This window comes from Exiguobacterium sp. s129, from assembly GCF_018617585.1.
In the GTDB taxonomy this organism is placed as follows: domain Bacteria; phylum Bacillota; class Bacilli; order Exiguobacteriales; family Exiguobacteriaceae; genus Exiguobacterium; species Exiguobacterium aestuarii_A.
Genome location: NZ_JACSKL010000008.1, coordinates 35520 through 60582, shown reverse-complemented (window position 1 = coordinate 60582; position 25063 = coordinate 35520). Strand labels below are relative to the sequence as shown.

At 48.0% G+C, this 25063-nt stretch carries 26 protein-coding genes; 10 read left to right on the top strand and 16 right to left on the bottom strand.

Annotated elements, in window-relative coordinates; all coding sequences use genetic code 11:
* The first annotated feature begins 2 nt into the window (after positions 1-2).
* The 3 genes from KNO92_RS10310 to KNO92_RS10300 all read left to right on the top strand — a co-directional run bounded on the left by KNO92_RS10310 (position 3) and on the right by KNO92_RS10300 (position 2201).
* Positions 3-638, top strand: a complete 636-nt coding sequence (locus KNO92_RS10310; protein ID WP_214761170.1) for a LuxR C-terminal-related transcriptional regulator — start codon at positions 3-5, stop codon at positions 636-638.
* Positions 635-1174, top strand: coding sequence for a GNAT family N-acetyltransferase (locus tag KNO92_RS10305; protein ID WP_214696393.1), 540 nt, complete (start codon positions 635-637; stop codon positions 1172-1174). The genes KNO92_RS10310 and KNO92_RS10305 overlap by 4 nt, the downstream gene beginning before the upstream one ends.
* 97 nt (positions 1175-1271) lie before the next feature.
* A complete protein-coding gene (locus KNO92_RS10300; protein WP_214761168.1) occupies positions 1272-2201 on the top strand; it encodes an NADP-dependent oxidoreductase in 930 nt (309 codons plus the stop codon).
* A gap of 82 nt (positions 2202-2283) precedes the next feature.
* Here the strand turns inward: KNO92_RS10300 and KNO92_RS10295 are convergent, their stop codons facing one another.
* The 5 genes from KNO92_RS10295 to KNO92_RS10275 form a co-directional block, all read right to left on the bottom strand.
* Positions 2284-4182 (bottom strand): ABC-F family ATP-binding cassette domain-containing protein, encoded by a 1899-nt coding sequence (locus KNO92_RS10295; RefSeq protein WP_214761166.1) that lies wholly within the window; start codon positions 4180-4182, stop codon positions 2284-2286.
* A complete protein-coding gene (locus KNO92_RS10290) occupies positions 4179-4880 on the bottom strand; it encodes a lysophospholipid acyltransferase family protein (protein ID WP_214696387.1) in 702 nt (233 codons plus the stop codon). The genes KNO92_RS10295 and KNO92_RS10290 overlap by 4 nt, the downstream gene beginning before the upstream one ends.
* 78 nt (positions 4881-4958) lie before the next feature.
* On the bottom strand, positions 4959-5219 hold the full coding sequence (locus KNO92_RS10285) for a hypothetical protein (RefSeq protein ID WP_214761164.1): 261 nt from the start codon (positions 5217-5219) through the stop codon (positions 4959-4961).
* 87 nt (positions 5220-5306) lie between these two features.
* Complete coding sequence (locus KNO92_RS10280) at positions 5307-5549, bottom strand: hypothetical protein (RefSeq protein ID WP_074033069.1); 243 nt, start codon at positions 5547-5549, stop codon at positions 5307-5309.
* Between the two features lie 129 nt (positions 5550-5678).
* Positions 5679-5831: a hypothetical protein gene (locus KNO92_RS10275; protein WP_015880844.1), complete on the bottom strand. Its 153-nt coding sequence runs from the start codon at positions 5829-5831 to the stop codon at positions 5679-5681.
* 288 nt (positions 5832-6119) lie between these two features.
* Here KNO92_RS10275 and KNO92_RS10270 point away from each other — a divergent pair, with 288 nt between their 5' ends.
* The 5 genes from KNO92_RS10270 to map all read left to right on the top strand — a co-directional run bounded on the left by KNO92_RS10270 (position 6120) and on the right by map (position 11006).
* Positions 6120-6971, top strand: a complete 852-nt coding sequence (locus KNO92_RS10270) for a CvfB family protein (protein WP_074033070.1) — start codon at positions 6120-6122, stop codon at positions 6969-6971.
* 170 nt (positions 6972-7141) lie between these two features.
* Positions 7142-8665 (top strand): degradosome RNA helicase CshA, encoded by a 1524-nt coding sequence (gene cshA, locus KNO92_RS10265; RefSeq protein ID WP_214696383.1) that lies wholly within the window; start codon positions 7142-7144, stop codon positions 8663-8665.
* 100 nt (positions 8666-8765) lie between these two features.
* Complete coding sequence (locus KNO92_RS10260; RefSeq protein WP_214696381.1) at positions 8766-9017, top strand: hypothetical protein; 252 nt, start codon at positions 8766-8768, stop codon at positions 9015-9017.
* A 40-nt stretch (positions 9018-9057) separates the two neighbouring features.
* Positions 9058-10242: an EAL-associated domain-containing protein gene (locus tag KNO92_RS10255; RefSeq protein ID WP_214696379.1), complete on the top strand. Its 1185-nt coding sequence runs from the start codon at positions 9058-9060 to the stop codon at positions 10240-10242.
* Between the two features lie 14 nt (positions 10243-10256).
* Positions 10257-11006: a type I methionyl aminopeptidase gene (gene map / locus KNO92_RS10250; protein WP_214696377.1), complete on the top strand. Its 750-nt coding sequence runs from the start codon at positions 10257-10259 to the stop codon at positions 11004-11006.
* 43 nt (positions 11007-11049) lie between these two features.
* On the opposite strand, the gene KNO92_RS10245 is transcribed toward map, so the two are convergent.
* Genes KNO92_RS10245 through KNO92_RS10215 form a run of 7 tightly spaced genes read right to left on the bottom strand, consistent with a single transcriptional unit; the run spans position 11050 to position 18873 of the window.
* On the bottom strand, positions 11050-11745 hold the full coding sequence (locus KNO92_RS10245; RefSeq protein ID WP_214761162.1) for an aspartate/glutamate racemase family protein: 696 nt from the start codon (positions 11743-11745) through the stop codon (positions 11050-11052).
* Positions 11746-11766: 21 nt separating this feature from the next.
* A complete protein-coding gene (gene menC, locus KNO92_RS10240; protein ID WP_214761160.1) occupies positions 11767-12834 on the bottom strand; it encodes an o-succinylbenzoate synthase in 1068 nt (355 codons plus the stop codon).
* On the bottom strand, positions 12831-14189 hold the full coding sequence (gene menE / locus KNO92_RS10235) for an o-succinylbenzoate--CoA ligase (RefSeq protein ID WP_214761157.1): 1359 nt from the start codon (positions 14187-14189) through the stop codon (positions 12831-12833). Before menE ends, menC begins: the two co-directional genes overlap by 4 nt.
* A 51-nt stretch (positions 14190-14240) precedes the next feature.
* Positions 14241-15065, bottom strand: a complete 825-nt coding sequence (menB, locus tag KNO92_RS10230) for a 1,4-dihydroxy-2-naphthoyl-CoA synthase (RefSeq protein ID WP_214696369.1) — start codon at positions 15063-15065, stop codon at positions 14241-14243.
* Position 15066: 1 nt separating this feature from the next.
* Positions 15067-15846, bottom strand: a complete 780-nt coding sequence (locus KNO92_RS10225) for an alpha/beta fold hydrolase (RefSeq protein ID WP_214761155.1) — start codon at positions 15844-15846, stop codon at positions 15067-15069.
* Positions 15843-17492, bottom strand: coding sequence for a 2-succinyl-5-enolpyruvyl-6-hydroxy-3-cyclohexene-1-carboxylic-acid synthase (gene menD / locus KNO92_RS10220; protein WP_214696366.1), 1650 nt, complete (start codon positions 17490-17492; stop codon positions 15843-15845). Before menD ends, KNO92_RS10225 begins: the two co-directional genes overlap by 4 nt.
* 13 nt (positions 17493-17505) lie before the next feature.
* The gene (locus tag KNO92_RS10215; protein WP_214696364.1) at positions 17506-18873 is read right to left on the bottom strand and encodes an isochorismate synthase; all 1368 of its coding nucleotides are present in this window, start codon (positions 18871-18873) and stop codon (positions 17506-17508) included.
* Positions 18874-19041: 168 nt separating this feature from the next.
* Here KNO92_RS10215 and KNO92_RS10210 point away from each other — a divergent pair, with 168 nt between their 5' ends.
* Both KNO92_RS10210 and KNO92_RS10205 read left to right on the top strand, forming a co-directional pair.
* Positions 19042-19941: a 1,4-dihydroxy-2-naphthoate polyprenyltransferase gene (locus KNO92_RS10210; RefSeq protein WP_214696362.1), complete on the top strand. Its 900-nt coding sequence runs from the start codon at positions 19042-19044 to the stop codon at positions 19939-19941.
* Between the two features lie 37 nt (positions 19942-19978).
* Positions 19979-20512: a beta-class carbonic anhydrase gene (locus KNO92_RS10205; protein ID WP_074033130.1), complete on the top strand. Its 534-nt coding sequence runs from the start codon at positions 19979-19981 to the stop codon at positions 20510-20512.
* Positions 20513-20551: 39 nt separating this feature from the next.
* On the opposite strand, the gene KNO92_RS10200 is transcribed toward KNO92_RS10205, so the two are convergent.
* The 4 genes from KNO92_RS10200 to KNO92_RS10185 all read right to left on the bottom strand — a co-directional run bounded on the left by KNO92_RS10200 (position 20552) and on the right by KNO92_RS10185 (position 25027).
* Positions 20552-21505, bottom strand: a complete 954-nt coding sequence (locus KNO92_RS10200; protein WP_214696360.1) for a YihY/virulence factor BrkB family protein — start codon at positions 21503-21505, stop codon at positions 20552-20554.
* Between the two features lie 65 nt (positions 21506-21570).
* A complete protein-coding gene (locus tag KNO92_RS10195) occupies positions 21571-22008 on the bottom strand; it encodes an NUDIX domain-containing protein (protein ID WP_214696358.1) in 438 nt (145 codons plus the stop codon).
* Between the two features lie 67 nt (positions 22009-22075).
* Complete coding sequence (locus KNO92_RS10190; RefSeq protein WP_074033083.1) at positions 22076-23002, bottom strand: carbohydrate kinase family protein; 927 nt, start codon at positions 23000-23002, stop codon at positions 22076-22078.
* A 117-nt stretch (positions 23003-23119) separates the two neighbouring features.
* Positions 23120-25027: a heavy metal translocating P-type ATPase gene (locus tag KNO92_RS10185; protein ID WP_214696356.1), complete on the bottom strand. Its 1908-nt coding sequence runs from the start codon at positions 25025-25027 to the stop codon at positions 23120-23122.
* Positions 25028-25063: the final 36 nt, after the last annotated feature.

Here is a 25063-nt window from a genome sequence, read left to right as displayed (position 1 = left end):
TGATGATTCGAGTTGTATTAATTGATGATCATGAAATGGTCCGAGCGGGCGTGTCTGCCTTTTTATCGACACAACCGGACATTGAAGTCGTCGGTGAGGCATCGGACGGCGCGACGGGAGCGGAGCTTGCGATTGCGGAAAAACCGGACGTCGTCCTCATGGACTTAGTCATGGAACCGGTGGGCGGGGTTGAATCGACGAAACGAATCAAAGCGAATTGGAAAGAGGCTAAGATTCTAGTCGTGACGAGTTTCTTGGATGACGAGAAAGTATACCCGGTCATTGAAGCCGGTGCGATGAGCTATGTCCTCAAGACGGCAAACGCCAATGAAATTGCCGACGCGATTCGTCAGACGGCTGCCGGCAATCCCGTCATGGCTGCCCAAGTGACAGGAAAGATGCTCGAACGTCTACGCCACCCGGAGATGACCCTCCATGAGAGTTTGACTGCACGTGAACGAGAAATTTTGCAACTCATGGCGGAAGGGAAGTCGAATCAAGTCATTGCGGACGAATTGTTTATTTCACTGAAGACGGTAAAGACGCATGTCTCGAACATCTTGACGAAACTTGACGTCTATGACCGAACACAAGCGGTCGTGTATGCGTTTCAACATAATCTGGTGAGTAAAGGATGAATCGGCTCCCTTTGATCGAAACGGAACGTCTTCGACTGCGCCCCCTTCAAATGGAAGATATTCCACACGTATTCGCCATTTTTTCAAATGAACGCGTGCTCCAGCATTATGGGATGGAGCCGCATCAAACGCTTGAAGAGACGGAGCAGATGCTTACCCACATGCTCGCTCAAATTGAGACGGGGGCCATCATCCGTTTTGCGATTGAACATCGAGAATCAAAAACGTTAATTGGAACAATCGGTTTTCACAATCGGGCGCCGTCACACCGTCGCGCCGAAATCGGTTATGAACTCAGACCAGAATATTGGCGTTCGGGTTATGCGACCGAAGCCCTCCATGCGGCCCTGCAGTATGCCGAGACATGTGAGATTGAACGTGTCGGTGCCATTGTCTATATCGACAATCTCGCATCGCAACGTATGCTTGAGAAGAATGGGTTCGTTCAAGAAGGTCGACTACATAATTACATGCGTCAGCGGGGACAAGCCCATGACGTCTATGTCTATAGCTATATGACACATCAGTCAATCTAAGCACATCGTCTAACGGGCGTTGTGCTTTTTCGTTTGTGAGACAAACAAAATGGGAACCGAGTAAAGGTGAGTTATTCGCTCAAAGGAGGACGATAGGATGAAAGCAGCATATATCGAACAGTATGGCGGATCAGACGAATTCAAAGTAGGGGAGCTTGAGCAACCGACAATCGGTGCAGATGACGTATTGATTGAGGTTCATGCCGCAAGTGTCAACCCGGTGGATTGGAAGTTGCGTGAAGGATACTTAAAAGAAATGCTTCATTTCGAAATGCCGCTCGTCATCGGATGGGATGTATCGGGAGTCATCAAAGAAGTCGGGGCGAATGTGACCGAGCTTGAGGTCGGCGATGAAGTATTCAGCCGTCCGGATATTGCGAGGCAAGGCACATATGCCGAATACGTGGCGGTCGATGCCCATCTCGTCGTCAAGAAACCCAATTCATTGAGCTTCGAGGAGGCAGCGTCACTTCCGCTCGTCGCGCATACGGCATGGCAAGTCATGTACGAAGTGATGGATGCGAAACCGGGTGACCGAATTTTCATCGGTGCTGGTTCAGGTGGTGTCGGAACGGTTGCCATCCAGCTTGCGAAAGCACACGGATTGTATGTCGTCACGTCAACCAGTACGCCGAACGTGGACTGGGTCAGCGAACTTGGGGCCGACGAGGTCATCGACTATAAACGACAAGATCCATCAGAAACCGTCCGCGATCTTGACTTCGTATTCGATACGATGGGAGGAGACGGACAGAGCAAACTGTATCGAATGCTGAAAGAAAATGGGATGCTCGTCTCCATCTCAACACCACCGAATGAAGAAGAAGCCGAACAGGCAAATGCCCGCGCGGAGTATGTCTTCATGCAACCGACAGGGGAGCGCTTGAAAAAAATTGCGGAAGCTGTTGAAAAAGGCGAACTGAAACCTGTGATCGACCGTGTCTTTGATTTGGAAGACACGAAACTTGCCCATGACTATGGAGAAGAAGGGCATGCCAAAGGGAAAATCGTCATTAAAGTGAAATGATAAAAAAAGAGGTGGATTCCCGGAGTGTGAACCGGAAATCTACCTCTTTTTCATTAGATGTGAAAGGCTACCTCATGTGGAATCAGCCCTTTTTCTGTGCTTGTATCTGTTCATCGATTTCAGACAAGTATGTCCACCGTTCCATCTTGGCATCAAGTGATTCTTTCAGTTCGGCGATTGTTGCGTACAATTCATTCACTTTTCCGAGGTCGCTGCCCGCGGTCGCAAGCGTCGCTTCTTGTGCTTCAATCTGTTCTTCAAGCGCGGCGATGTCTTCTTCAATCGTGTCCCATTCCTTCTGTTCTTTGAAGGTGAATTTCACGACTTCCGACTTCGCTCGTTCTTTTTTCTCTTTTGGTTCTTTCTCTTTCTTCACTTGACGAACCTCTTCTTGGCGCATCGCCAAGTAGTCACTGTATTCTGCGTGATACACCTGGATTGTACCGTCTTCAAATGCGATCAACTGTCCGGCAACACGGTCTAGGAAATAACGATCGTGGCTGACGGCGATGACGGTGCCAGGGAACGATTCTAAATAGTCTTCTAACACGGATAACGTTTCCGTATCCAAATCGTTCGTCGGCTCATCGAGGAACAAGACGTTCGGTTCGTCCATGAGAATCCGCAGGAGGACAAGGCGTCGTTTTTCTCCACCGGATAACTTCGCAATCGGTTTATATTGCGCGTCCGGTGAAAAGAGGAAGCGTTCGAGCATTTGACCGGCCGTGATTGTCTCGCCGTCCGGCGTATAAATCACTTTCGCAATCCGCTCGATTTCGTCTATCACGCGTCGTGATTCGTCTTCAAACTCGACTTGTTGACCGTAATAGCCGAGATGGACCGTTTCCCCGTGCACGATGGTACCGTTTGTCGGTTCCAAACGCTTGGCGAGCAGGTTCATAAGTGTTGATTTCCCGCTCCCGTTCGGTCCAACAATGCCGTAGCGTTCACGGCGTCCGAAAATCCAATTGAACTGCTGTATGAGGAGAGAATCGTCGTATCCAAAGGACAAGTCCTCGACCTCGATGACCTTTTTACCGAGTCGGCGAGACCCGACAGAAACGTCGAGTGATTCCTCTTCAGCTAAGCTCTCTTGGTGCTTTAAGTCTTCGACGCGCTGGATGCGTGCTTTTTGTTTCGTTGTTCGTGCTTTTGCACCTCGACGTAACCAAGCGAGTTCACGACGTAAAATATTTTGCCGTTTCTGTTCCATTGATTGTGCCCGTGCTTTTCGTTCGGCCCGCTTCTCAAGGAACAGCTCATAGTTCCCGTTATAGAAATAACTCGTCCCGTCTGCAATCTCTAAGATGTGGTTTGTGACACGATTTAAGAAATAACGATCGTGGGTGATGAGAAGGATGGCTCCCCGATAATCCGCAAGCATTGTCTCGAGCCATGCGATCGTGTCGGCATCAAGTTCGTTCGTCGGCTCATCTAAGAGCAGTAAGTCTGCTTCGTCGAGTAACGCTGCGGCGAGAGCGACACGCTTTTGTTGTCCACCTGACAAGGCGTTCACATCGACGGACACGTCAGGAAGACCAAGACGGTTCAAGATCGACTTCAGTTTTGCTTCCGTTTCCCAAGCGTCTGCGGCATCGACAGCCTGCTGAGCTTTCATGAAACGTTCGAGTAATTGCTCACTCGTTGGATCCGCTTCGAGCGCTTGGCGGGCACGTTCGAATTGTTTCAGTGCTTGAACGGACGGTGTATCGCTTGTGAACAAGGCGTCAAGAATCGTTTGACCTTCATCGAACTGGACCGTCTGAGTCAGATAGCGGATGCGATAATCGTTCGGATGTTGCATCGTTCCCTTGTCTGCCGTCTCGGCACCAGCGATGATTTTCATGAATGTCGACTTTCCAGAACCGTTCACTCCGATGATTCCGATACGGTCTCCTGGATGAATCGTCATTGTCACATCGTCAAATAAGACTTTGTCGGCAAACTCTTTATGAATGCCCTCAATCATTAATAAACTCATGCGTTCTCTCCTTCAATCTGTTGACGAATGGCTGCTTCGACCGTTGCAGCGATTTCCTTATTCGGTAAGTCAGCCGGATCGATCGCGGGTAAGAAAGTGACGTCGACCGTTGCCGGAGTGATTCGATTTTTAGCTTCTAACAGTTTGTAGCTCCCTTGAATGGCAACCGGAACAATCTTCGCACCGCTTGACGTCGCGAGTGTCAAACTCCCAGCTTTAAATTCTTTCATAGGACCGCCTTTTGAGCGTGTTCCTTCTGGGAAGACGATCATTGACTGACCGGATTGGATTGTCTCGACGCCTGAGCGAATCGCTTTAATTGATTGACGACGATCGCTTCGATCGATAAAAATACAGCCCATCAATTCCATCCAACGCGGGATAATCGGGAATTTCTGTACTTCAATTTTCGAAATGAATGCCTTTGGTCGTTTCGTGGCCGTCAACATGATGGGAACGTCAAAGTTTCCTTGGTGGTTTGATACGTAGACGACCGGTTCATCCGGAATGTGATCCTGTCCATGGACCCGAATGTCGGCACCGGCAATTTTCAACAAGAATTGTGCCCATTTATAAGCGATGTCTTGTACATAGCGATAACGCTTTGGTGGATCGATTTTTTTCGCCTTCTGTAAAAATGGGACGGTGATCGGTAACACCGCAAAAAATGAGAAAAACCATACAGCTGTTCGAATCATTTTATTTTCTCCTCTCATAATGACAACAAGAAAGAGTCTTCTTCTCTTGACGAGAATCCGACCCTTCGGCATGAATCCTTATTCCCAAAAGCGAGAATCGCTCTCTTCTTCCTCTTCCTCAAGCTCGAACGTAATGCGTTTATTCACAGGATCGACGACGAAATAAGCGCCGTCTTGTTCAATACTTTTAATTTGCATGGCTTGGTCGTTCCCGATTTCAAGGGTGAGGCGGATGCGATTGTCGTTATCGACAAGTAAGATTCCATCTTCCTTTAACCAAAGCTCCATGACAGGTGAATAACGAAGTAGCCATTCATTCGATAACGGAATTTCATTCATACGATTGTGTGCCTCCTGCGATTATAAATCCAATGTACGTTGTCTGTTCCTTCATAGAATACCAAATGTGGAGAGGGAAGACGAGCGTTATGTAGAGCGTTTCCGTGTCGTCGAATGCATTCTGGCCACGACGCGTTTGATTCGTTTCTGGTTCCGTCTTTCCACAAAGAACTCGCTCGCTTGCATAAAGAGTTGTTTGAAAGAAGACAGTCCCATCGCAATTAAAACAGCAAATAGAAAAGTCCCAATCGGATCTTTATACAGTTCGGACTGGAACAAAAAAGCGAGGCCTGCAGTCGATAAGATGGTCGTAAGAAAATAGAAAATCATAGCGGAGTCTCCTTTTCTTATGTGGTAGTAAAGAAAAAGGCAAGGTCTTTTAATCGTATTCGACCTTTTGTAGGAAATTCCTGTTTGCGTTTGGCAAAGAAAAAACGCCTCCAGTAGCAAGGAAGACGTTTACTCTTGAGTCATATAAGTCGATGATGACGATACGTTTGTATCCACACCGTTTGAAAAAATGAAGCTGAGTGATGCGAGTAATGCGAAAAAGGCGACGAGTAGCCCTTTTGTAAAACGTTTTGCAAACGAACGAGACTGTATATCAAACATTTATTATCCCCCGATCAATCCTAAATGAAACCTTATCTATACTGGACACTTCCTATATAATAACGTTTTCAAAAATAGGATACTAGAAGAAAAAAAGACGTTCACAAAATTGTCACAAAATTTTAATAAATCATCTTCCTTCCATTTCTTGTGACGGGTTTCCCTTTTCACTTCACGTTCACAAATTCGTCACATTTATTCAAAATGTTGAAAGTGAACATGATATGATTAGGAACGTGTGTAGATAGGTATACTGACAGTAATAGATTAGAAAAGGATGTGGGTGTAATGGCATTGCGCGCAGGAGAAGTAGTAGACTTGGTCGCGGAACGTTCTGCTGATTTTGGAGTATTCATTAGTAACGGTCGCGAAGAGGTACTCCTTCATCGAAAAGAACAGACGGAAGAAGTGACGGTCGGTCAAACGGTTCGTGTCTTTTTATATCATGACTCAGAAGGGCGTCTCGCATCAACGATGACGATTCCGACGGTCTCTTTCGATGAGTATGAATGGTGTGAAGTGACTGGCGTTCGATATAACACAGGTGTCTTCGTCAATATCGGGATTCAAAAAGATGTTCTCGTCTCGATGGACGACTTACCAGAGAACCGGTCATATTGGCCGCAAGCGGGAGATCAATTGTGTATTCGTTTGAAATATGACCAAAAAGGACGTTTGCTTGGGGATCCGGCACCTTACGCATACTTGAACTTGTTGGCACGTCCATCGAAAGAAGAATGGAACAACCAAGATGTTCAAGCGACTGTCGTCAATAAACGTGAAGTTGGCGTCAACGTGTGGGTCGAAGGAGAATCACTCGGTTTCTTACACGAAGCAGAAATGACACGTTGGCCACGTCTCGGTGAACAATTGACGGTTCGAGTGACCCAAGTGAAACAAGATGGAACGGTTCTTGTTTCCATGAAACCACGTGCCTATGAGGCGATTGATGGCGATGCGGCGAGCGTCCTCTCATACATCGAGGAACGTGGTGGCCAAATGCCGTACGGTGACAAGACGGCTCCTGACGTCATCGACCGTGAGTTCGGGATGAGCAAAGCCGCGTTTAAACGGGCGCTCGGAAAACTACTAAAAGAAAAGCAAGTTGAAAAGCTCGACAACGGCTACAAATTGAAATAAGATAACTCATGTTCGGATGACATGAAAAAGTTTGAAAATGTATTTCTTTCATTTTAGGAATAAATACGTTATAGTTAATAAAGTTGACTATGAGGAAACATTGAGAAAACGTCTGTAGATCTGTCAAACTGAACTCAGACGTTTTTTGTATGAACAAAGGAGAATATAATTTGACAAAATTCCAAGATTTACAATTAAGTGAAGCGTTAGTAAAAGGTGTACACAAAATGGGCTTCGAGGAAGCTACACCGATCCAAGCTGAGACAATTCCTGTCGCACTCACAGGAGTGGACGTATTAGGACAAGCACAAACAGGTACAGGGAAAACAGCAGCTTTCGGTATTCCGACAATTGAGCGAATCGATTCAAAGGCACGTCAAGTCCAAGCACTCGTTCTTGCACCGACACGTGAACTTGCGATTCAAGTTGCAGAAGAATTAAACAAAATCGGAGAAACAAAGCGCGTATACGCACTTCCCGTTTACGGTGGTCAGCAAATCGACCGTCAAATCCGTGGTTTGAAAAAGAACCCGCAAATCGTCGTTGCGACACCAGGACGTCTCATGGACCACATGAAACGTAAAACAATCAAACTTGATGACATTCAAACAGTCATCTTGGATGAAGCAGACGAAATGCTTAACATGGGCTTCGTTGAAGATATCGAAACGATTTTGGCAGGTCTTCCTGAAGAGCGCCAAACGCTTCTTTTCTCAGCGACGATGCCACCACAAATCAAAAAGATTGCAGAGCGTTTCATGAAGTCGCCGACAATCATCAAAGTCAAAGCGAAAGAAATGACAGTTGAGAACATCAACCAACAGTTCATCGAATTGCGCGAAGGTCAAAAATTCGATACGCTTTGCCGTTTGATCGACATCGACTCACCAGAACTCAGCATCATCTTCGCTCGTACGAAGAAACGTGTTGATGAAGTGACAGAAGCACTTATCAAGCGCGGATATACAGCAGATGGTCTTCACGGAGACTTGACGCAATCAAAACGTGACCAAGTGATTCGTCGTTTCAAAAACGGAACGATCGATATCTTAGTAGCGACTGACGTTGCTGCACGTGGACTTGATATTTCAGGTGTCACGCACGTTTACAACTTCGATGTACCACAAGACCCAGAGAGCTACGTACACCGTATCGGTCGTACAGGTCGCGCTGGTAAAACAGGTACTGCCCTCACATTCATCACACCACGTGAGTTTGGACAAGTAAAAGCAATCGAACGTGTAACGAACAAACGCATGAACCGTCGTCACGTACCGACAATCGCGGAAGTACTTGAAGGAAACCAAAAGCAAGCAGCTGAAGAGTTGATCGAACGCGTTCAAGCGGGCGACTTCAAAGCGTACACGCAACTTGCGACTGAACTTCTTGAAGAGTATGAAGCAGTTGAAATTCTCGCTGCAGCCCTTCGTGGATTGACGAAAGAGCCAGATTCAACACCTGTTGAAATCTCGTACGCTGAACCAGTTCGTGTCAAACGTCAAGGTGGCCGTGGTGGCGATCGCGGTGGATACCGTGGTCGTAACGACCGTCGTGGCGGTGGCCGTGGTGGCGATCGTCGTGGTGGACGCGGTGGCGAACGTCGTGATGGACGCAGTGGAGACCGTAAAGGATCATACCGTGGTGACGATCGTCGTCGCTCGGATGACCGTGGCCCACGCCGTCCGCGTGACTAATCATCGTGAAATGCCGCATTTCCTTAAGTGGATTTGCGGCTTTTTTTATTGTGTCGTGCTACACTAGTTGAGTAGAGATAGAAGGATGAGGTGTCAACGGATGGTGGAATTAAGTTTCGGTCTCCTTGTGCTATTTGGTTGTGTGCTCGCACTCAAACCAATCGTGTCAAAGACAGACCGTCCTAACTTTCGTTATATCCCCGTGGCGACATTGTTGTTTGGAGCGATGATTTTTTTAGTGTTAGCCATTGGAGTAGGCGGAAAGATGGGCATTGCATATGGCGTAATGAGTATCGCCTATTTTATTGCTTGTTTCGGTGCCTATATGTATGTACACACGCGAACGAGCTGATTGTAGCTCGTTTTCGCATTTAACGAAGAGGTGATGAGTTATGGATGCGGTAGAAGTGATGGTCCATCCTGAAGAAGTGATGGTGACGTATGAACCAATCCTTGGAGCGGCAACGTTTCAAGTGGAAGGCTATATGGTACATGGGCGATTCCGAGGCGAATCGTTGACACCATTTTTTTATGATGATGACGTTCCGCTCGAGTATCAGTTAGACATCGCCCAACGGATGGAGCAATTGGCAGCAGCACAACTTCGAGACGCCAAGCCATTCGTCACATTCAGATGTCGATCGGAATGGATTCTTGAAGAAGGGGGAGAAGCTTTTTTAGCTCCTCTGCGCGAATTGAATTTCCCGTTACATCGTATTTATGTGACGCTTCAAGGGACGGATCTGGTTGATGTTCCTCGCCTATCGCGTGTCATTCAGTACTATCGGTCGTACGGGCTGAAAATCGCACTAGACTTCGCAGAGTCGACGAGTATCGAGGACATTATGACACTTGCTCCAGAATTGTTGCTTGTCGACCTCGGTACGATGATTGAGAAAAAGACGTTGTCGGTCACGTATCCGAACATGCTTCAAACGATGGAATATATCGCATCGAAGCTCGGGGCACCGCTTCTGTACAAATCAATCAACCATATCGGACAGCTTCGTTATGCTTGGCAACACGGCGGTCGCTATTACATGGGTGGTTTGCTTGGGTTAGAAGACGAGATTCCACAACGAGAAATCAAAGGAATGGGTGTCTTGGCACAAGAAGTGCCTTCTTTCTTTTTACATGACCAGAAGCGATTGAATCGTTTATACGAACTTGAGTTTGAGTTACATCGTCGAATCGGAGAACTCGTTCAATCCGGTAAATGGTCGAGAGATAAGAAAGACGAGTGGATTCAATACATCGCACCGAAGCTCGAGGAAGTGTTTGTCCGTTACTATTTGACGGATAAGACAGGGTTTCAGACGAGTGCAAACGTCTACTGTGTGAACGGAGAATGGCGTGTCGATAATACGTATCGGGGTTACAACTGGAGTTTCCGTCCATATTTCATTCAAACGATGGCGGCCATGGACGTTCGAGGACGTGGTTATTTATCAGGAGACTATCGTGATTTCAGTTCAAACGAAGTGACGCGTACGTTCAGCTATCCGTTACCCGACGGCATGTTCTTGTTCGCCGACATATCCGAAGAATATTTGTACCAGAATCGATTATTAGACTGAAAGGAAGAGTTATGATGTTAGATTATGATTACGATGCGTTACGCGAAATCGGTCGAATCGTCGCACTTGCACGAGATGAGATGGCGAAAGCCGTCAAACCGGGCATGACGACAAAAGAATTGGATGCGATTGGGCAACGTATTTTAGAAGAAGAGGGTGCGGCTTCTGCACCGATTACGATGTATGAATTCCCAGGGTACACGTGTATCTCACTCAATGACGTCGCCGCCCACGGGATTCCTGGAGAGGAAGTCATTCAAGAAGGCGATATCGTCAACGTTGACGTCTCGGCTGTGAAGGATGGCTATTATGCCGATACAGGTCGTACGGTCATTGCTGGGGAAGCAAAATCACCTCAACATGAACGATTGGTCGAAGTGTCGTTGACGTCGCTCGAAGCCGGTCTCAGCAAAGTCAAAGCGGGCGTGAAAGTCAACCAAATCGGGAAAGCCATTTATTCGGACGCGAGAAAGAATGGATTCACGGTCATCCGTAACTTGGCCGGACACGGACTCGGTCGGACGTTACACGGAGAGCCGGAGACGATTTCAAACTACTACAGCCGCGAAGAGAATCAGCTCTTAAAAGCTGGGCAAGTGATTGCGGTCGAAACATTCATCTCGACGAAAGACGAAATCGTCTATCAGTCAGAAGAAGACGGATGGACACTCTTCACACCGAATAAGAGCCTCGTCTCACAGTTCGAACATACAGTCATCGTCACAGAAGATGGATATGAAGTGTTAACGGGATCGTTCCGTTAATGTAAAGAAGGTGTGGTTCTCGTGAACCGCACCTTTTCTGTATTCATTTTTCGAGAGCTTTGCGCACGGCTGCTGTCGCGTGAAGATACGTTGTATCAAAGAGTGGGATGGACACATGTTGTTGCTGAATCAACAGGGGGATTTCCGTACATCCGAGAATGACACCTTCTGCTCCATCGGCTTGCAGCGATTCAATGATGCGCGTATAAGCGAGACGACTTGCTTCTGTTATGATTCCGAAAATCAGCTCATCATAAATGATGTCGTGTATGCATTGGCGATCTTCTTCATTTGGAATCATTAGTTCGATTTCATACCACTCTTTCAGCAAGTCGCGGTAGAATGAACTTTCCATTGTGAATCGTGTACCGAGAAGCGCCACTTTTTTTAGATTTTCCTGTTTGATGGCATGTCCCGTGACATCTGCGATATGCAAGACGGGCAGGGAAGTGGCGGCTTCAATGGAAGGCGCTACAAGATGCATCGTGTTCGTACAAATCACAATGAGATTGGCTCCTGCCTTTTTAAGGTTCATAGCCTCTTCTACCATGATACGCGTCAATTCATCCCATTTTCCTTCGTGCTGTAATCGTTCAATCTGTTGGAAATCAAACGAGTACAACAGACAGTTGGCAGAATGTGTCCCACCTAATATCGTTTTCACTTCTTCGTTCATCATTCGGTAATACTCGAGTGAGGACTCCCAACTCATTCCGCCTAACATTCCGATTTTCTTCATAATGACTCCTTTAAAAAACGCCTAAGCTAGCGAGATATTTGTTTCTCTCAGCTGTTCAATCACATCCCAGTCTGGTTGTACTGAGTCCGGAAGCGTCAATTTCCCATTCTCGACCTCAAGCGGTGTATCGAGCAAATCTTGCTCGAAGTAAGCGCTCGTCCCAGACATGTCCGCCGGAAAGCTCGCGCCGCTGAGCGAAGCGAATAATAGGGTATGATACCTTCCGATCCCTGATTCATACATTCCACCGACCCAGTACGGCGTTCCGTGTTTCCGAATGTGTAACGCCTCACTGAAACCACCGACACGTGCCGGCTTAATATTGACGATTTTACCCGCGCCGAGTTGCGTCATCGTCTCTACATCGTCGTAAGACGTAATCGACTCATCGAGGCAGATCGGTGTCTTGAGTTTTTGTTGAAGAGTCGCCGATTTGGCGAACTGGCGGCTCGGATACGGTTGTTCAATCATCAATAACCGATGGGCGTCGATTTGTTCGAACCATTCTATCGGTTGATCGGACGCGCTTCCGTTTAAGTCGATCATGAGCGGCGCATCTGGAAAGACGGCTCGGATTTCGCGTAGTGCCGGGAGTAATTCATTAGGGGAGGCTTTCAATTTGATTCGCTCGAAACCATCGGCTAGCGCCGCTTCAATCGAGTTCATCGTCTGATGGAGTAGCCCAATCCCGATCGTTCTACCGCAGGAGACGGTATCCCCGGCCTTCATATACGACTTAAGTGACATGTTCGCGCGTGCTGCTTCAATCTCCCATAATGCACTTTCCCACATCGCTTTCGCCATTCGTTGACCGATTATCGATGAGACGAGGGTCGGAAACACGTCCGTCGTGACCGTCATGCCCTTTAATAGATGAAGAATCAATTTTGATGTATCAATCATGGACTGGGTCGTTTCTTCCGTGTACCAAGGTGCCTCAAAGGCGACACCTTCGCCATATCCAACGACACCATCTACGGTTTCAAGTCGAAGGATGAGTGTTCGTCTCACCGACAAGACGGCGTGCGCCGTTACGATGGGGTGTTTAAATGTTAAAGGGACAATCGAAAGGTCAGCACGTTTGATCATGGCAGTAGCTCCTTTAAGCGATGACGCATTAATTTTCCGTTCGCGTTTCGAGGTAGGTCCTCTACGTGATGAATCGCAAGCGGATGTTTATACTTGGCTAACTGGGAATCGAGGATTGCCTGCATCTCCGTCGGGTCATATGATCCGACGACGAAGGCGAGCGGGACTTCTCCCCAGGTCGGGTGTGCTTGTTTCGTAACCCCAACATCTCGGACACCGGCACATCGTAACATCGCAGCCTCGATTTCAGCAGGGTATACGTTTTCACCACCAGAAATAATGAGGTCGCTTCGGCGATCGTGTACATATAAATACCCGTCTTTCATCGTTCCGAGATCACCCGTTTTCCAGTAACCGTCTGGTGTCCAGGCGTCTGATTCGGGTTGTTCGAAGTACCCACTCGTCACAGTTGGTCCTTTTACCTCAATCTCCCCGTCCTGACTGATTCGGATTACGGTCGGTGCGATGGATCTCCCGCTCGAACCGATATGTGAGAGCGCTTCGCTTGGAAGTAGCGTGGCGACTTGAGAACACGTTTCGGTCATCCCATATGTTTGAGCGACCGGTAACTGTCGTCGCTCTGCTTCTTCTAGTAACGGACGAGGGACAGGCCCACCTCCGACGAGCAAGGTGCGAAGACTGTGTTTTTCTAGCCCGGCATCCAGCAGTCGCTGAAGCATGATAGAGACGAGTGACAACTGAGTAATGCCTTCAGTTTCAATTAAATAAAGGGTGCGGTCGACATCAAAACGTGGCTCAACATAAAGCGTCGAACCGATGATTGCACTCCGATACACTTGAGAAAGTCCACTCATATGGAAGAGTGGCGTCACCGTAAGCATTCGGTCAGATGGACGATAGTTTAGATGCGCTTCGGCAGCACGTGCGCTTGCGAGATGATTTCCATACGTCTGTTGTACAGCCTTGGCCCGCCCCGTCGTACCAGACGTAAACATGAGAGACATCGTGTCATTTTCTTTCCACTCATGTGTCACCGTGAAACATGATCGCGCCCGACGTGTCACGAAACGTTGTGTGACCGGCAAATCGATCTCGTCATCGACGAGAAGCAAATCAACTCTTACTTTGTTTAACTGAGTGCGTACTTCCTCTTCGGTCAAGCGTGTGTTGATTGGAACGAGTACTTTGCCGAGCAGATGCACCGCATGGACGGTGATGATATAGTCTTTGCTGTTTTTAGCGAATATGCCAATCTTTTCGGCAGTGGGTGTCTGTTCATGGATGTATTGGGCAAGTTGCAGGCTCTCGGTACGTAACGCTTCCCACGTCAGTCTTTCCTCGCGTGTCACGAGTGCGATCTGTGATGCCGGATGTTGTTCAATCCATTCATACATGTCTGTAACCTCCAAAAAAAGAGTAGCGGAATCGCTACTCTCTCAACAAAATTAAGGGAAACGTGGGAATTGACCGAAGTCAGGGTCACGTTTTTCTTTGAACGCATCGCGTCCTTCTTTCGCTTCATCGGTTGTGTAGTAGAGAAGCGTTGCGTCTCCAGCGAGTTGCTGAAGTCCAGCAAGACCGTCTGTGTCCGCGTTCATTGCTGCTTTCAAGAAGCGAAGTGCAGTCGGTGAGTGCTGTAAGATTTCTTGGCACCACTTGACTGTTTCTGCTTCAAGTTGATCGAGAGGGACGACTGTGTTGACGAGTCCCATTTCGAGTGCTTCTTGTGCATCGTACTGGCGGCAAAGGTACCAGATTTCACGAGCTTTCTTATGACCGATAATGCGTGCTAAGTAACCAGAACCATATCCTGCATCGAACGAACCAACTTTAGGACCTGTTTGTCCGAAGCGAGCGTTGTCCGCTGCGATTGTTAAGTCACATACGACGTGAAGGACATGTCCTCCGCCGATTGCAAAACCTGCGACCATGGCAATGACCGGTTTTGGAATGACGCGAATGAGGCGTTGAAGGTCGAGGACGTTCAAGCGCGGGATTTCATCTTCCCCGACGTATCCGCCATGCCCACGAACTTTTTGGTCTCCACCTGAACAGAATGCCTTTTCGCCTTCACCCGTCAAGATGATGACGCCGACTTCTTTATCGTCGCGTGCGCGTGCGAATGCATCAATCAATTCATTGACCGTCAACGGACGGAACGCGTTGCGTACCTCTGGACGGTTGATGGTGATTTTAGCAATCCCATTCCATGTTTCATATTTAATGTCTTCATACGTACGGACCGATGTCCAGTTCGCTACTGATTCCATTTTAAATACCCCCTAAAATCAATTTCTTTATTATTGTACCAAACTCTGGTGCATTCTCGATATGAGGAGCATGCCCCGCATCTGAAATTTCATAGATTTTAATATCAGACCGTTCTTTCTGCATGTCTCGTGCAATCGCTTTGAACTTAGAATCTTCTGCCCCGACAATCAAATCGACGTGGGGAAGGCGGTGCAATGCACCCCAGAGCGAAGGCATATGACCTGTACCGATGGCGCGCAAACTGTTCGCAAGAGCAGTCGGATGTTGTGCGAGTCGGTCCTTCCTAAGTGATTGTTTCATCTCTTCAGTTTGTCGCCAAAGTGGAAGGTTCTCCCATCGCTTGACGAATGCGGAGAGTCCTTCGGTTTCGATGAATCGGGCAAGTTCTTCGTCTTGACGTCGACGTGCTGTCCGTTCTTTAGAAGATCGGAGACCGGGTGTCGTGCTGACCCCGATGACATGTTCGACGCGTTTGTCGCACGCGGCGAGTGTCAATCCGATTCGACCGCCGAGTGAATAACCGACGACTGTCCAAGGACGATCGTCTAAATCGAGTAGGCGTGAAAGATCCTTCACTTGTTGACTCATCGTCGAACGAGTGACGGGAGGGCGTTCCGTTGCGCCATGTTGCAATAATGAAGGTGACACGAGTCGAACCGGTAAGCTAGGGAATGAATCGACCCATTGAGCATTTCCCGTGAACCCGTGTAAAAATAATACTGGTTTTCCTTCTCCTCGAATGCATACTTCATAGTCGACACCTCGCAACTCGACGATCATGCCTCATTCTCCGTGACGAGACGAGCGCAGACAGACTGCGTCCATCCTCGGTGAGTCGTCACGTTTTGCTCCCGATCCGATGGGAACTCAATCAAATGAATGCCGTCTTCAATCGCTTCTTGAATCTCCTGTGGTTGCTCAATCAGACGATAGGACAACCCGTAAGTCTCGGCAAACCCACGAATGTTCAAATTAAGCGGTGTCCCAAACAAATCTTCGAAAAGTTGGGTATCGACGGAAGCTTGCGGTAAAAAGGAGAAAATCCCTCCACCATTATTATTCGAAATCACGACTGAAAACTTCCCAGGATGATGTTTTAACAGTTGTAGGGCATTGCTATCATGGTAGAATGCCAAATCACCAATCAGTAGAGCGGCATGCGACGTGTCAAAACAGCTCCCGAGTGCGCTCGAAAGAACACCGTCAATCCCGTTGGCCCCCCGGTTTGCAAGAACTTGCACGCTCTTTCCGGCGGATAATGTCGTATCGACATCACGAATCGGCATACTGTTACTGACGAAGAGACGTTCGATGGACGTATCGAGTAATCGTTTCGTCAATTCAGCTTCTCCCTGAAGTGAAGGCTTCGCCACTTCCGTGACATCCTCGAAGAAACGTAGTCGTTCAACGTAACGTGGATCATTTGTTGATTCAATCAGTGGTAAAAAGTCGAGTGCGTCTCCGTAACAGATGGTTGCACGGCTACTTGGGTCACGATAAGAGCCCGGCTCTTCAATCACAACTAGTTCCGTCGCAGTCATCCACTGATTGAGTCGTTTTGAAACGGGAGCGGCACCGAATCGAATGAACACATCCGGTAACCAGTCGGCTTTGTGTTCACTTGCGAGCCACGTGTCGTAGTTCGTCAAGACACCGTCGAAACGACGCATGCCGCTGAGTGGATCCGCAAAGATCGGGATATTATGCTCGGTCGCTGATTTGTAAATGGCTTTTTGCCATGATATCGGTGTGTAAGGGCCGACAACGAATGCGAGTTGCTTTTGACTCGTACGTTCCAAAAAGATTTCCCGATCGATGTTTGTCGGGCGAACACGCTGTCTTTCCGGTATAGCGGGTTCACCTCTCAGCATCAGCTTCAACTGTTCAAGGTCTGGGAGTAGCGGTTCTCGGAACGGGACATTCAAGTGAACGGGTCCCATGGGTGACTGCATGGCAAGATTCGTGAAGCGAGTGACTGTCTGCTGCATGAACGGCAGCGTTGCTTCTTCAGGTACAGGTAAGTCGAGACTCGTCTTTACTTGTTCACCGTATAATCGGACTTGATTGATCGCTTGTGGTGCCCCGACGTTCCGAAGTTCATGTGGTCGATCGGTCGTCAAGACGATGAGCGGCAATTGCGAAATGAATGCCTCCGTCACCGCCGAGTAGTAATTTGTCGCAGCCGTACCGCTCGTGCAAATGAGTGCGACAGGACGGATAATGTCCGTCGATCGAGTCAATCCGAGAGCATAAAATGCAGCGGAGCGCTCATCGACGATGATGTGATGGCGGATTTGCGGGTGTAAATAAGCCGCTATCGCGAGTGGGGTCGAACGAGAACCCGGACTGATGACCACGTCGGTCACGCCAGATTCAACAAGTCGATTCACCATGGATGCTACCCAGTCGGTCAACATCTTATTCATGTAGGGTGCCTCCTTAATCGTGCGAATCAAACTGCAAAGCTTGTTTGATTGGACTCATTTTCATTTCGGTTTCTTCAAGCTCTTGCTCGAGAACCGAGTCTTTGACAATCCCGCCTCCTGCGTAAAGTGCGACGAACTGATGCTGGACGAGTGCCGAGCGGATGGCGACGACAAACTCGCCATCCCCATCGTTATCGACCCAGCCAAATGGAGAACCGTACCATCCACGGTCGAACCGCTCGATTTCACGAAGTAATCGGACCGATGTCCGCTTCGGTGAGCCACCAAGGGCTGGGGTTGGATGGAGTGCTTCCGCTAACGACAACAAGGAAGCGTTTGTTTCGAGTGTCGCCTGGATTGGAGTGTGCAGGTGAAACACCGACCGATTCGCAAGAATTTGCGGTGTCTCGCTCGTGTGAATCGGCGCGGTATAAGGTGTCAAAGCTTGCTTAATATCTTTTACGACGATTTGATGTTCTTCACGATTTTTCGCATCATGTAACAGTTGTTCCTTCGCAAGGTCGCTTTCGATTTCAGTCTGAGGGCGCTTGATGGTTCCGGCGATGGCAGCTGTATTCAGTCGCATCCCTTCTTTTTGAATCAATCGTTCAGGTGTCGCTCCGAAGAAGCCGATGTCACGTTTAGGTTGGTATAAGTAGATGTAACTCGACTCTTGATGGTCCGCCAAATGCTTCAAACTCTTAGCGAAAGGGAAAGCGTCATCGGAACGTTGATAAATTTCTTCTCGCGCGATGACGATTTTTTCGACTCGCTCTTCCTCGATCAACTGCTTGGCTTGCTGAAAACTTGATTTGTAATGTTCCACACCGTCTTTTACTTTCGAATAGGACGGTGTTGATTCTTCGGCCGGGCGTAGTGAGCTGAATTGCGCCAATTGATCGGCTAATTGAATTAAATACTGTTCGACCGATTGTTTCGAAGAGACAAGGGTCGCGACTGTCAATGTGTGTCGGTCTTTATAACGGCGGTATAAAAATTTTGGAACGACGAGCGATGCCTCCCCGAAGGCATCCCACATACTCTTTTGTGGACGCATGAACGTATCGAACGAAAAGCCAGCAAACGCATGAACGGTCGCATCGACATCTCGCCGATGAAGACTCCAATCGTACTGGAGTCGCTGAAATCGTTCGGGTCCAGAGGCACTCAAGACGAGCGCATCTCCGCAACCGAGCATTTCAAGTGTACGGTCCGGTGTCATGAAGTAATAGTGGGACGTATCCGTGTTCTGGATGATTTGAAACGCATCGAACGCCGAAATTTCCCATGTGTAGGATGCGAGCACAGGTCGTTGCCAAGCTCGTGCCCGTTTGTGGGCTTGCTCGATTCGTTGTTTTATATGTGTTTGAGTATCTGGCATGAAAGAAAAGCCTCCTCAATCCGATAGAATTCTCACTCTTTAGTGTATCATGAGTTCGCAATCCACTTGCCTATGAAATGCTTGAGAAATTGTAAGGAACGTGAGAGAGATGGCTAGCGTTGACAGATTTTTTCATCGAGACGTAAACTAACGAAGGGAGGGAACGAAATGAAACAGAAATCAAAAGGGGCATATTGGCGAATGATTCGCCCACATACCCTGACAGCAAGCTTTATTCCGGTCTTGCTCGGGACGTTCATCGTCCTCGATCAAACCGAACTGAAGTGGGGACTCTTTCTTGCGATGTTAGTCGCGTCAGTCCTCATTCAAATCGCAACGAACTTATTTAACGAGTACTATGACTATAAGCGAGGATTAGATCATGAAGGATCGATCGGGATTGGTGGGTCCATCGTGCGCGACGGGTTTACGCCAAATCAAATCCTGTCAATCGCCCTTGGCATGTATGCTGTCTCGGCGATACTCGGACTTTATATCGCAGCGTCAACGAGTTGGCACCTGCTTTGGGTCGGTGCGTTATCCATGCTCGTTGGATACTTGTACACGGGAGGTCCGTTACCGATTGCGTATACGCCGTTTGGTGAGATTGTTGCAGGTCTCTTCATGGGATATGTCATCATTGGAATCGCTGGCTATATTCAAATCAATACGGTGACGACGGAATTGTTGCTCGTGTCGTTCCCGATGGCCTTGTTGATTGGGGCAATCTTACTTGCGAACAATATTCGAGACTTAGATAACGATAAAGAGAACGGGCGAAAAACAATCGCGTGTCTAGTCGGTCATCGACGTGCCGTATATGTGCTCGCGGCATTCTTTATCGCCGCATTAGTCGGCATCATCGTCGCCGTCGTGTATTATGGAGTCACACCATGGGTCTTGCTATCACTATTCACCGTGCCGGTCATGGTTCGAGCGATTCAACGGTTTTGGCAAAAGGCCGAACCGGCCGAATTGATGCCTGCGATGGCGATGACGGCGAAGGTGAATACGTTGTTCGGGGCATGGATGGTCGTCGGACTCATTGTTTCAAGATTTGTGATGTGAGAAAAGGGGAGGCGTTAACGTGTCAGTCGTAAAAGAAATGCTTGAATTTAACAAACGTTTCGTAGAGGAAAAACAGTACGAGCCGTTCGTATCTGATAAATTTCCGGATAAGAAAATCGTGATTTTGACGTGTATGGATACACGTTTGACGGAACTGTTACCTCAAGCGCTAGGACTTAAGAACGGAGACGCTAAAATCATCAAAAATGCGGGAGCTGTCTTGTCGCATCCATTTGGTTCAGCCATGCGTTCGATTTTAGTCGCGCTTTATGCGCTAGGCGCGGAGGAAGTTGTCGTGGTCGGTCATTACGATTGTGGGATGGCGGCAATCGAGCCGTCTGTTGTGATTGAAGAGATGGAACGACGAGGAATCGATCCTCAGACGTTGAAGACGTTGAAATCGTCAGGGATGGATTTGGAGCAATGGCTACATGGATTTGATTCGGTCGAAGAGAACGTCGTTCATTCAATCAACTTAATCAACAATCATCCATTATTACCACCAGGCACGAATGTCCACGGGTTCGTGATTGACCCGGCGACAGGACGTCTTGACCCAGTAGAGGCATAAGGAAGGAGCGCGTTCAACTCGAACGTGCTCCTTTTTGTATTAGCCGTACGTATTTGTTGGGATGTCTTCGTAGTCATCCTCTTCTTGTTTTTGTTTCGCTTTCTTTTTGTTCTTCTTGAAGTCACGTTCATATTCTTGTTCACTTGGCGTTTTAAAGAAACGCATCCACGTCGCGTTAATTTCAGACCCGATGAGGATGATCATTCCCGTCAATTGTAACCAAAGCAACGTGACGATGATTCCACCAAGCGAGCCATAGGTCGAGTCGTAACTTCCGAAGTTTGAGACGTATAAGCTGAACCCAAAAGATACGAGCTGCCAACCGATGACACCGAAGATGGCTCCTGGTATCGTGCTCTTCCAGAATACGTGTTGCTGCGGTGAGACTTTATAAAAAATCGAAAGCGTCAAAATCAAGACGACTGTCGTCAAGACGTAGCGGAACACATTGATCATCATCTCTTCTGCCCCGGTAATGTTGACGGGTAAATATTCGGTGACGAACGAGATGATTTGCGCCCCAAACACGTTAGAGAGAATGAGAAGCAGCATCCCGATCCCGAGTAGAATCGTCAAACCAAGCGCTAATCCTTTTTTGACAAAGAAATTTCGTTCATTGTCCTCGCCATACGCGTGTAGGGAAGTCGTGATGAGTCGATCGACCCCTTTTGCGGCAGACCAAATGGCTAAAATCGCACCGAGCGATAAGAGACCGCCTCGGGGTTCCCCGATTGCGTCAAAGATACCCGTCAAAAACCCGGAAGCAGCGGAACCCGGCGCCAAATCGTTCAATTGGTTTTGAAACGAATCTTGTGAGATATCAAAAAATGATAAGAGTGCCAAAATGAAGATGATTCCGGGGAAAATCGATAAAAACCAAAAGAATGCGAGCGTGGCCCCGTAATCTTGTACATCATGCTCTTTAAAACGACGGAATAACTCTTTTCCAAACCCGAACCAATTCTTTTTTTCCTTTACTTCTGTCATTGCCATCATGAAACCCTCCTGACTCGGTCATTAAAAAAATGTTTCCCGAATTCGGTCGAGGATACACATGATTAATCCTCAGATAACGTCAAATCGTAAAAACGTGACTCATGCGAGGCGAGTTTTTCAGCGAGCGATGGAGGACGGACCGGAAGATGGGGTAACGCCGATCGCTTGATCCACATCGGGGTGTACGATCCGTTTGTCTGTTCTTCTTGGAATTCTTCACCCGTTCCGGTCCCGAATTCGCCACCCGTCATCTTCGCCCAATAGTAAGGGTTTAACTCGTTGTTAAAGGCAACATAGGCAGCAACCCCTTCTAACTCGACATGAACGCCGAGTTCTTCAAACGCTTCACGAACGGCTGTTTCTTCAGTCGTATGCCCATATTCTACTCCCCCTCCAGGGAATACATAATACAAGACATCTTCTTTTTCGCGGCGAATCAAAGCCACTTCATCTTGATCATTCATGAGAATGATTGCACTTCTTAATTTCGTTCGAACCACTGAGATCGTTCCTTTCATTCCTATAATTTTGCACAAAACGCATCGACGATTCGCCGATGCGTTCAACTCATTTTTGCGTAGGTTGTTCTAATGAATCATACATGTCTTGCGTCAATCCGTTCTCGTGTGACGCGATGACTTTTCCTGCGACACGCATCCCGAGACGAAGCGCATCTTCGATTGGATGCTGTTTCATCAGTTCTGAGATGACAGCGGAGAAGAATGAGTCACCGGCCCCAGTAGAGTCGGCCACTTTTACTTTCGTTGTTGGGACGTGACCTTGTTCATTCGTACGAAGGTCGACATAAACAGCCCCGAGCTCGCTCATCGTAACGATTGTGAGGGGTGCACCTTTCATGGCGAGTACTTCGGCGACGCGTAGTGCGTCATCCACCGTGACGATTGACATATCGGACAAGATTTCCGCTTCTTCGCGGCTACAGATGAATCCAGTGAAGCCTTGAAGTAAATGGCGGTTCCGTTCAATGACAGAAAGGTGGCCACACACACCGTATAGTGGCAAGTCCATCTCACGGCAAAGTTCAATCGTTTCGTTTAAGACGTTAACAGACAAGTCTAAGTCGATTGCGACCGCATCGCTCTCTTTAAAGACTGTGTCGATTCGGCGTAAAATCGCTTCTTCCATCCGTGCTTCGTCGGGTTGTTTCGAAATCGATGTTTGGAGGTCGCCATTGTTATCCATGACGGCGAGCCACATTCCCATTCCGTTATCGTCGAGCATATCGACACCATCGACATTGACCTGTAAACCACGCAACTCCTCGAGGACGCCGACCCCGATTTGGTCGTTCGTGACAGTTGAGACGAAGCGAACGTCGTTACCGAGTACACCTAAGTTTTGAGCAACGTTCCGACCTGTTCCGCCATTAGAGAAAGTGATGTCGCCAACATTTTTCGCATCTTTATGAAGCGGTGCGAAAGATGTTCCTTTAATATCGACAAACACTTTGCCGATGACTGCAATCGTATTCATATCATGTACCACCTTTAGCCAATCTTTCGATCTGTTTCAGTCCATTTAGACACATTGTTTCAATTATAACGAAATCGACATATCGTTTCAATCATCGATTCGATTTTGTCGAATCGGTTATTCCCATGAAGAGGTGAGAAGACGAAGTCCATTCAAGATGACTAGAATGGTAGAACCCTCGTGTCCGACGACCGCAAACGGCATGATGAGCAGTTCGAAAATGTTTGTGGCAATAAGGACGAGAATGACACCGAGCGCAAAGACGACGTTTTGTAGGACGATTCGGTTCAGCTTGCGTGATTGACGAATAGCGTCGCTCAAACGCATGAGGTCGTTTTTCATCAAGACGACGTCGGCTGTTTCAAGAGCGGCATCGGTTCCTTCACCCATCGCGATTCCGACATCAGCGGTCGCGAGGGCAGGTGCGTCATTGATGCCGTCGCCTATCATTCCAATTGAACCGTACTCTTCACGTAACGCTTTGATTTGTGAAACTTTTTCTTCTGGTAAACATTCGGCAATATAACGTGTCAATCCAGCTTCGTTTGCGATGGCACGAGCAGTCGCTTCATTATCTCCCGTAATCATGATTGTCGCGATTCCGAGGTCATTCAGACGCTTGATTGCTACTTTAGCCTCGGCCCGCAACGTGTCTCGGAGAGCATAGGCGCCGATTGTACGAGAATCATCACTAATAAAGACGAGTGTGTGACCGGCTTCTTTCAACCGCTCTACATCTTCTTTGAAGAAGTCACCACTTCGGTCAGCGAACTTCTGTTTACCGACGCGATATGTCGTCCCGTCAATTGTCGCCTCGATTCCGGAACCTGTGATGTCTTTAAAGTGCGTCATCTCTCCGGTATGTTTTCCGGTATAAGAGACAAGGGCCTCGGCGAGCGGATGCATCGAATGTTCTTCAATCAAACTGACGATTCGGTTGACTTCGACTTCCTGTAAATCAGGTGAGATGAGCGCTTCTTGGACGATTGGTTTCCCGATCGTGAGCGTTCCGGTTTTATCAAATGCGATTGCTTTCAACCGTCCCATGTTCTCGATATGAGCACCACCTTTGAACAGGATCCCGTGTTTCGCGGATGAGGCGATGGCTGCTAGGGCAGCAGGCGTGATGGCGGCAACAAGGGCACAAGGAGAAGCGACGACAAGTAAAATCATTCCGCGATAGATGCTCGTTTCGAGAGACCATGACGTGAAGAAGGGACCGAGCAGGATGATGGCTGCGACGGATAGAAGAACAACTTGTACATATCGCCCTTCGTAGCGGTCGATGAACTGCGCAGAAGGTGACTTTTCTTCCTGCGCTTGCTGGACCATTTGAATGATTTTTTGGAACAACGTCTCGGTTGCGAGTTTTGTCACTTCAATCGTCAAGACACCGTTTAAATTGACGCTTGATCCAAACACGTCATCTCCGATTTGTCGGTCAACCGGGACAGACTCTCCTGTAATAGCGGCTTCTTCGACAGATGCGCTTCCTTTCATGATTCGCCCGTCAACAGGGATGCGTTCGCCTGGGCGGACGTAAATCCGATCACCGACTTTCAGGTCGTCAATGTGCACAACTTCAAGTTTGTCAGAATCGGTTAAACGAGTTGCTTGTTCAGGTTGTAATTCCATCAATGATTCGAGTGCGCGCTCATTTTTATTCATCGTATACGTTTCGAGGGCACCCGATAGAGCAAAAATAAAGATTAAAATCGCACCTTCCATCCAATAGCCGATGGATGCGGCACCGATAGCGGCGATAATCATGAGTAGCTCTACGTTCAAAGACTTTGTTTCAATCGTGTCTGTGATTCCTTCTTTCGCTTTTGCGTATCCTCCGATGAAAAAAGCAGATAAGTAAAGCGTGACATGAATCCAAGGTGCTCCTTCTTGTGTTTCGGCGATATAAGCGAGTACAATCAATACACCGCTAATGAGCGCCATGATCAATTCGATATGTTCGTACCAGCTAGCCCGTTTGAATACGTGGCTTTTTTCGTGTGTAACCGATTGGACGTTCATAGAATCCCTTCTTTCTAATTGAGAATAAATCTCGAT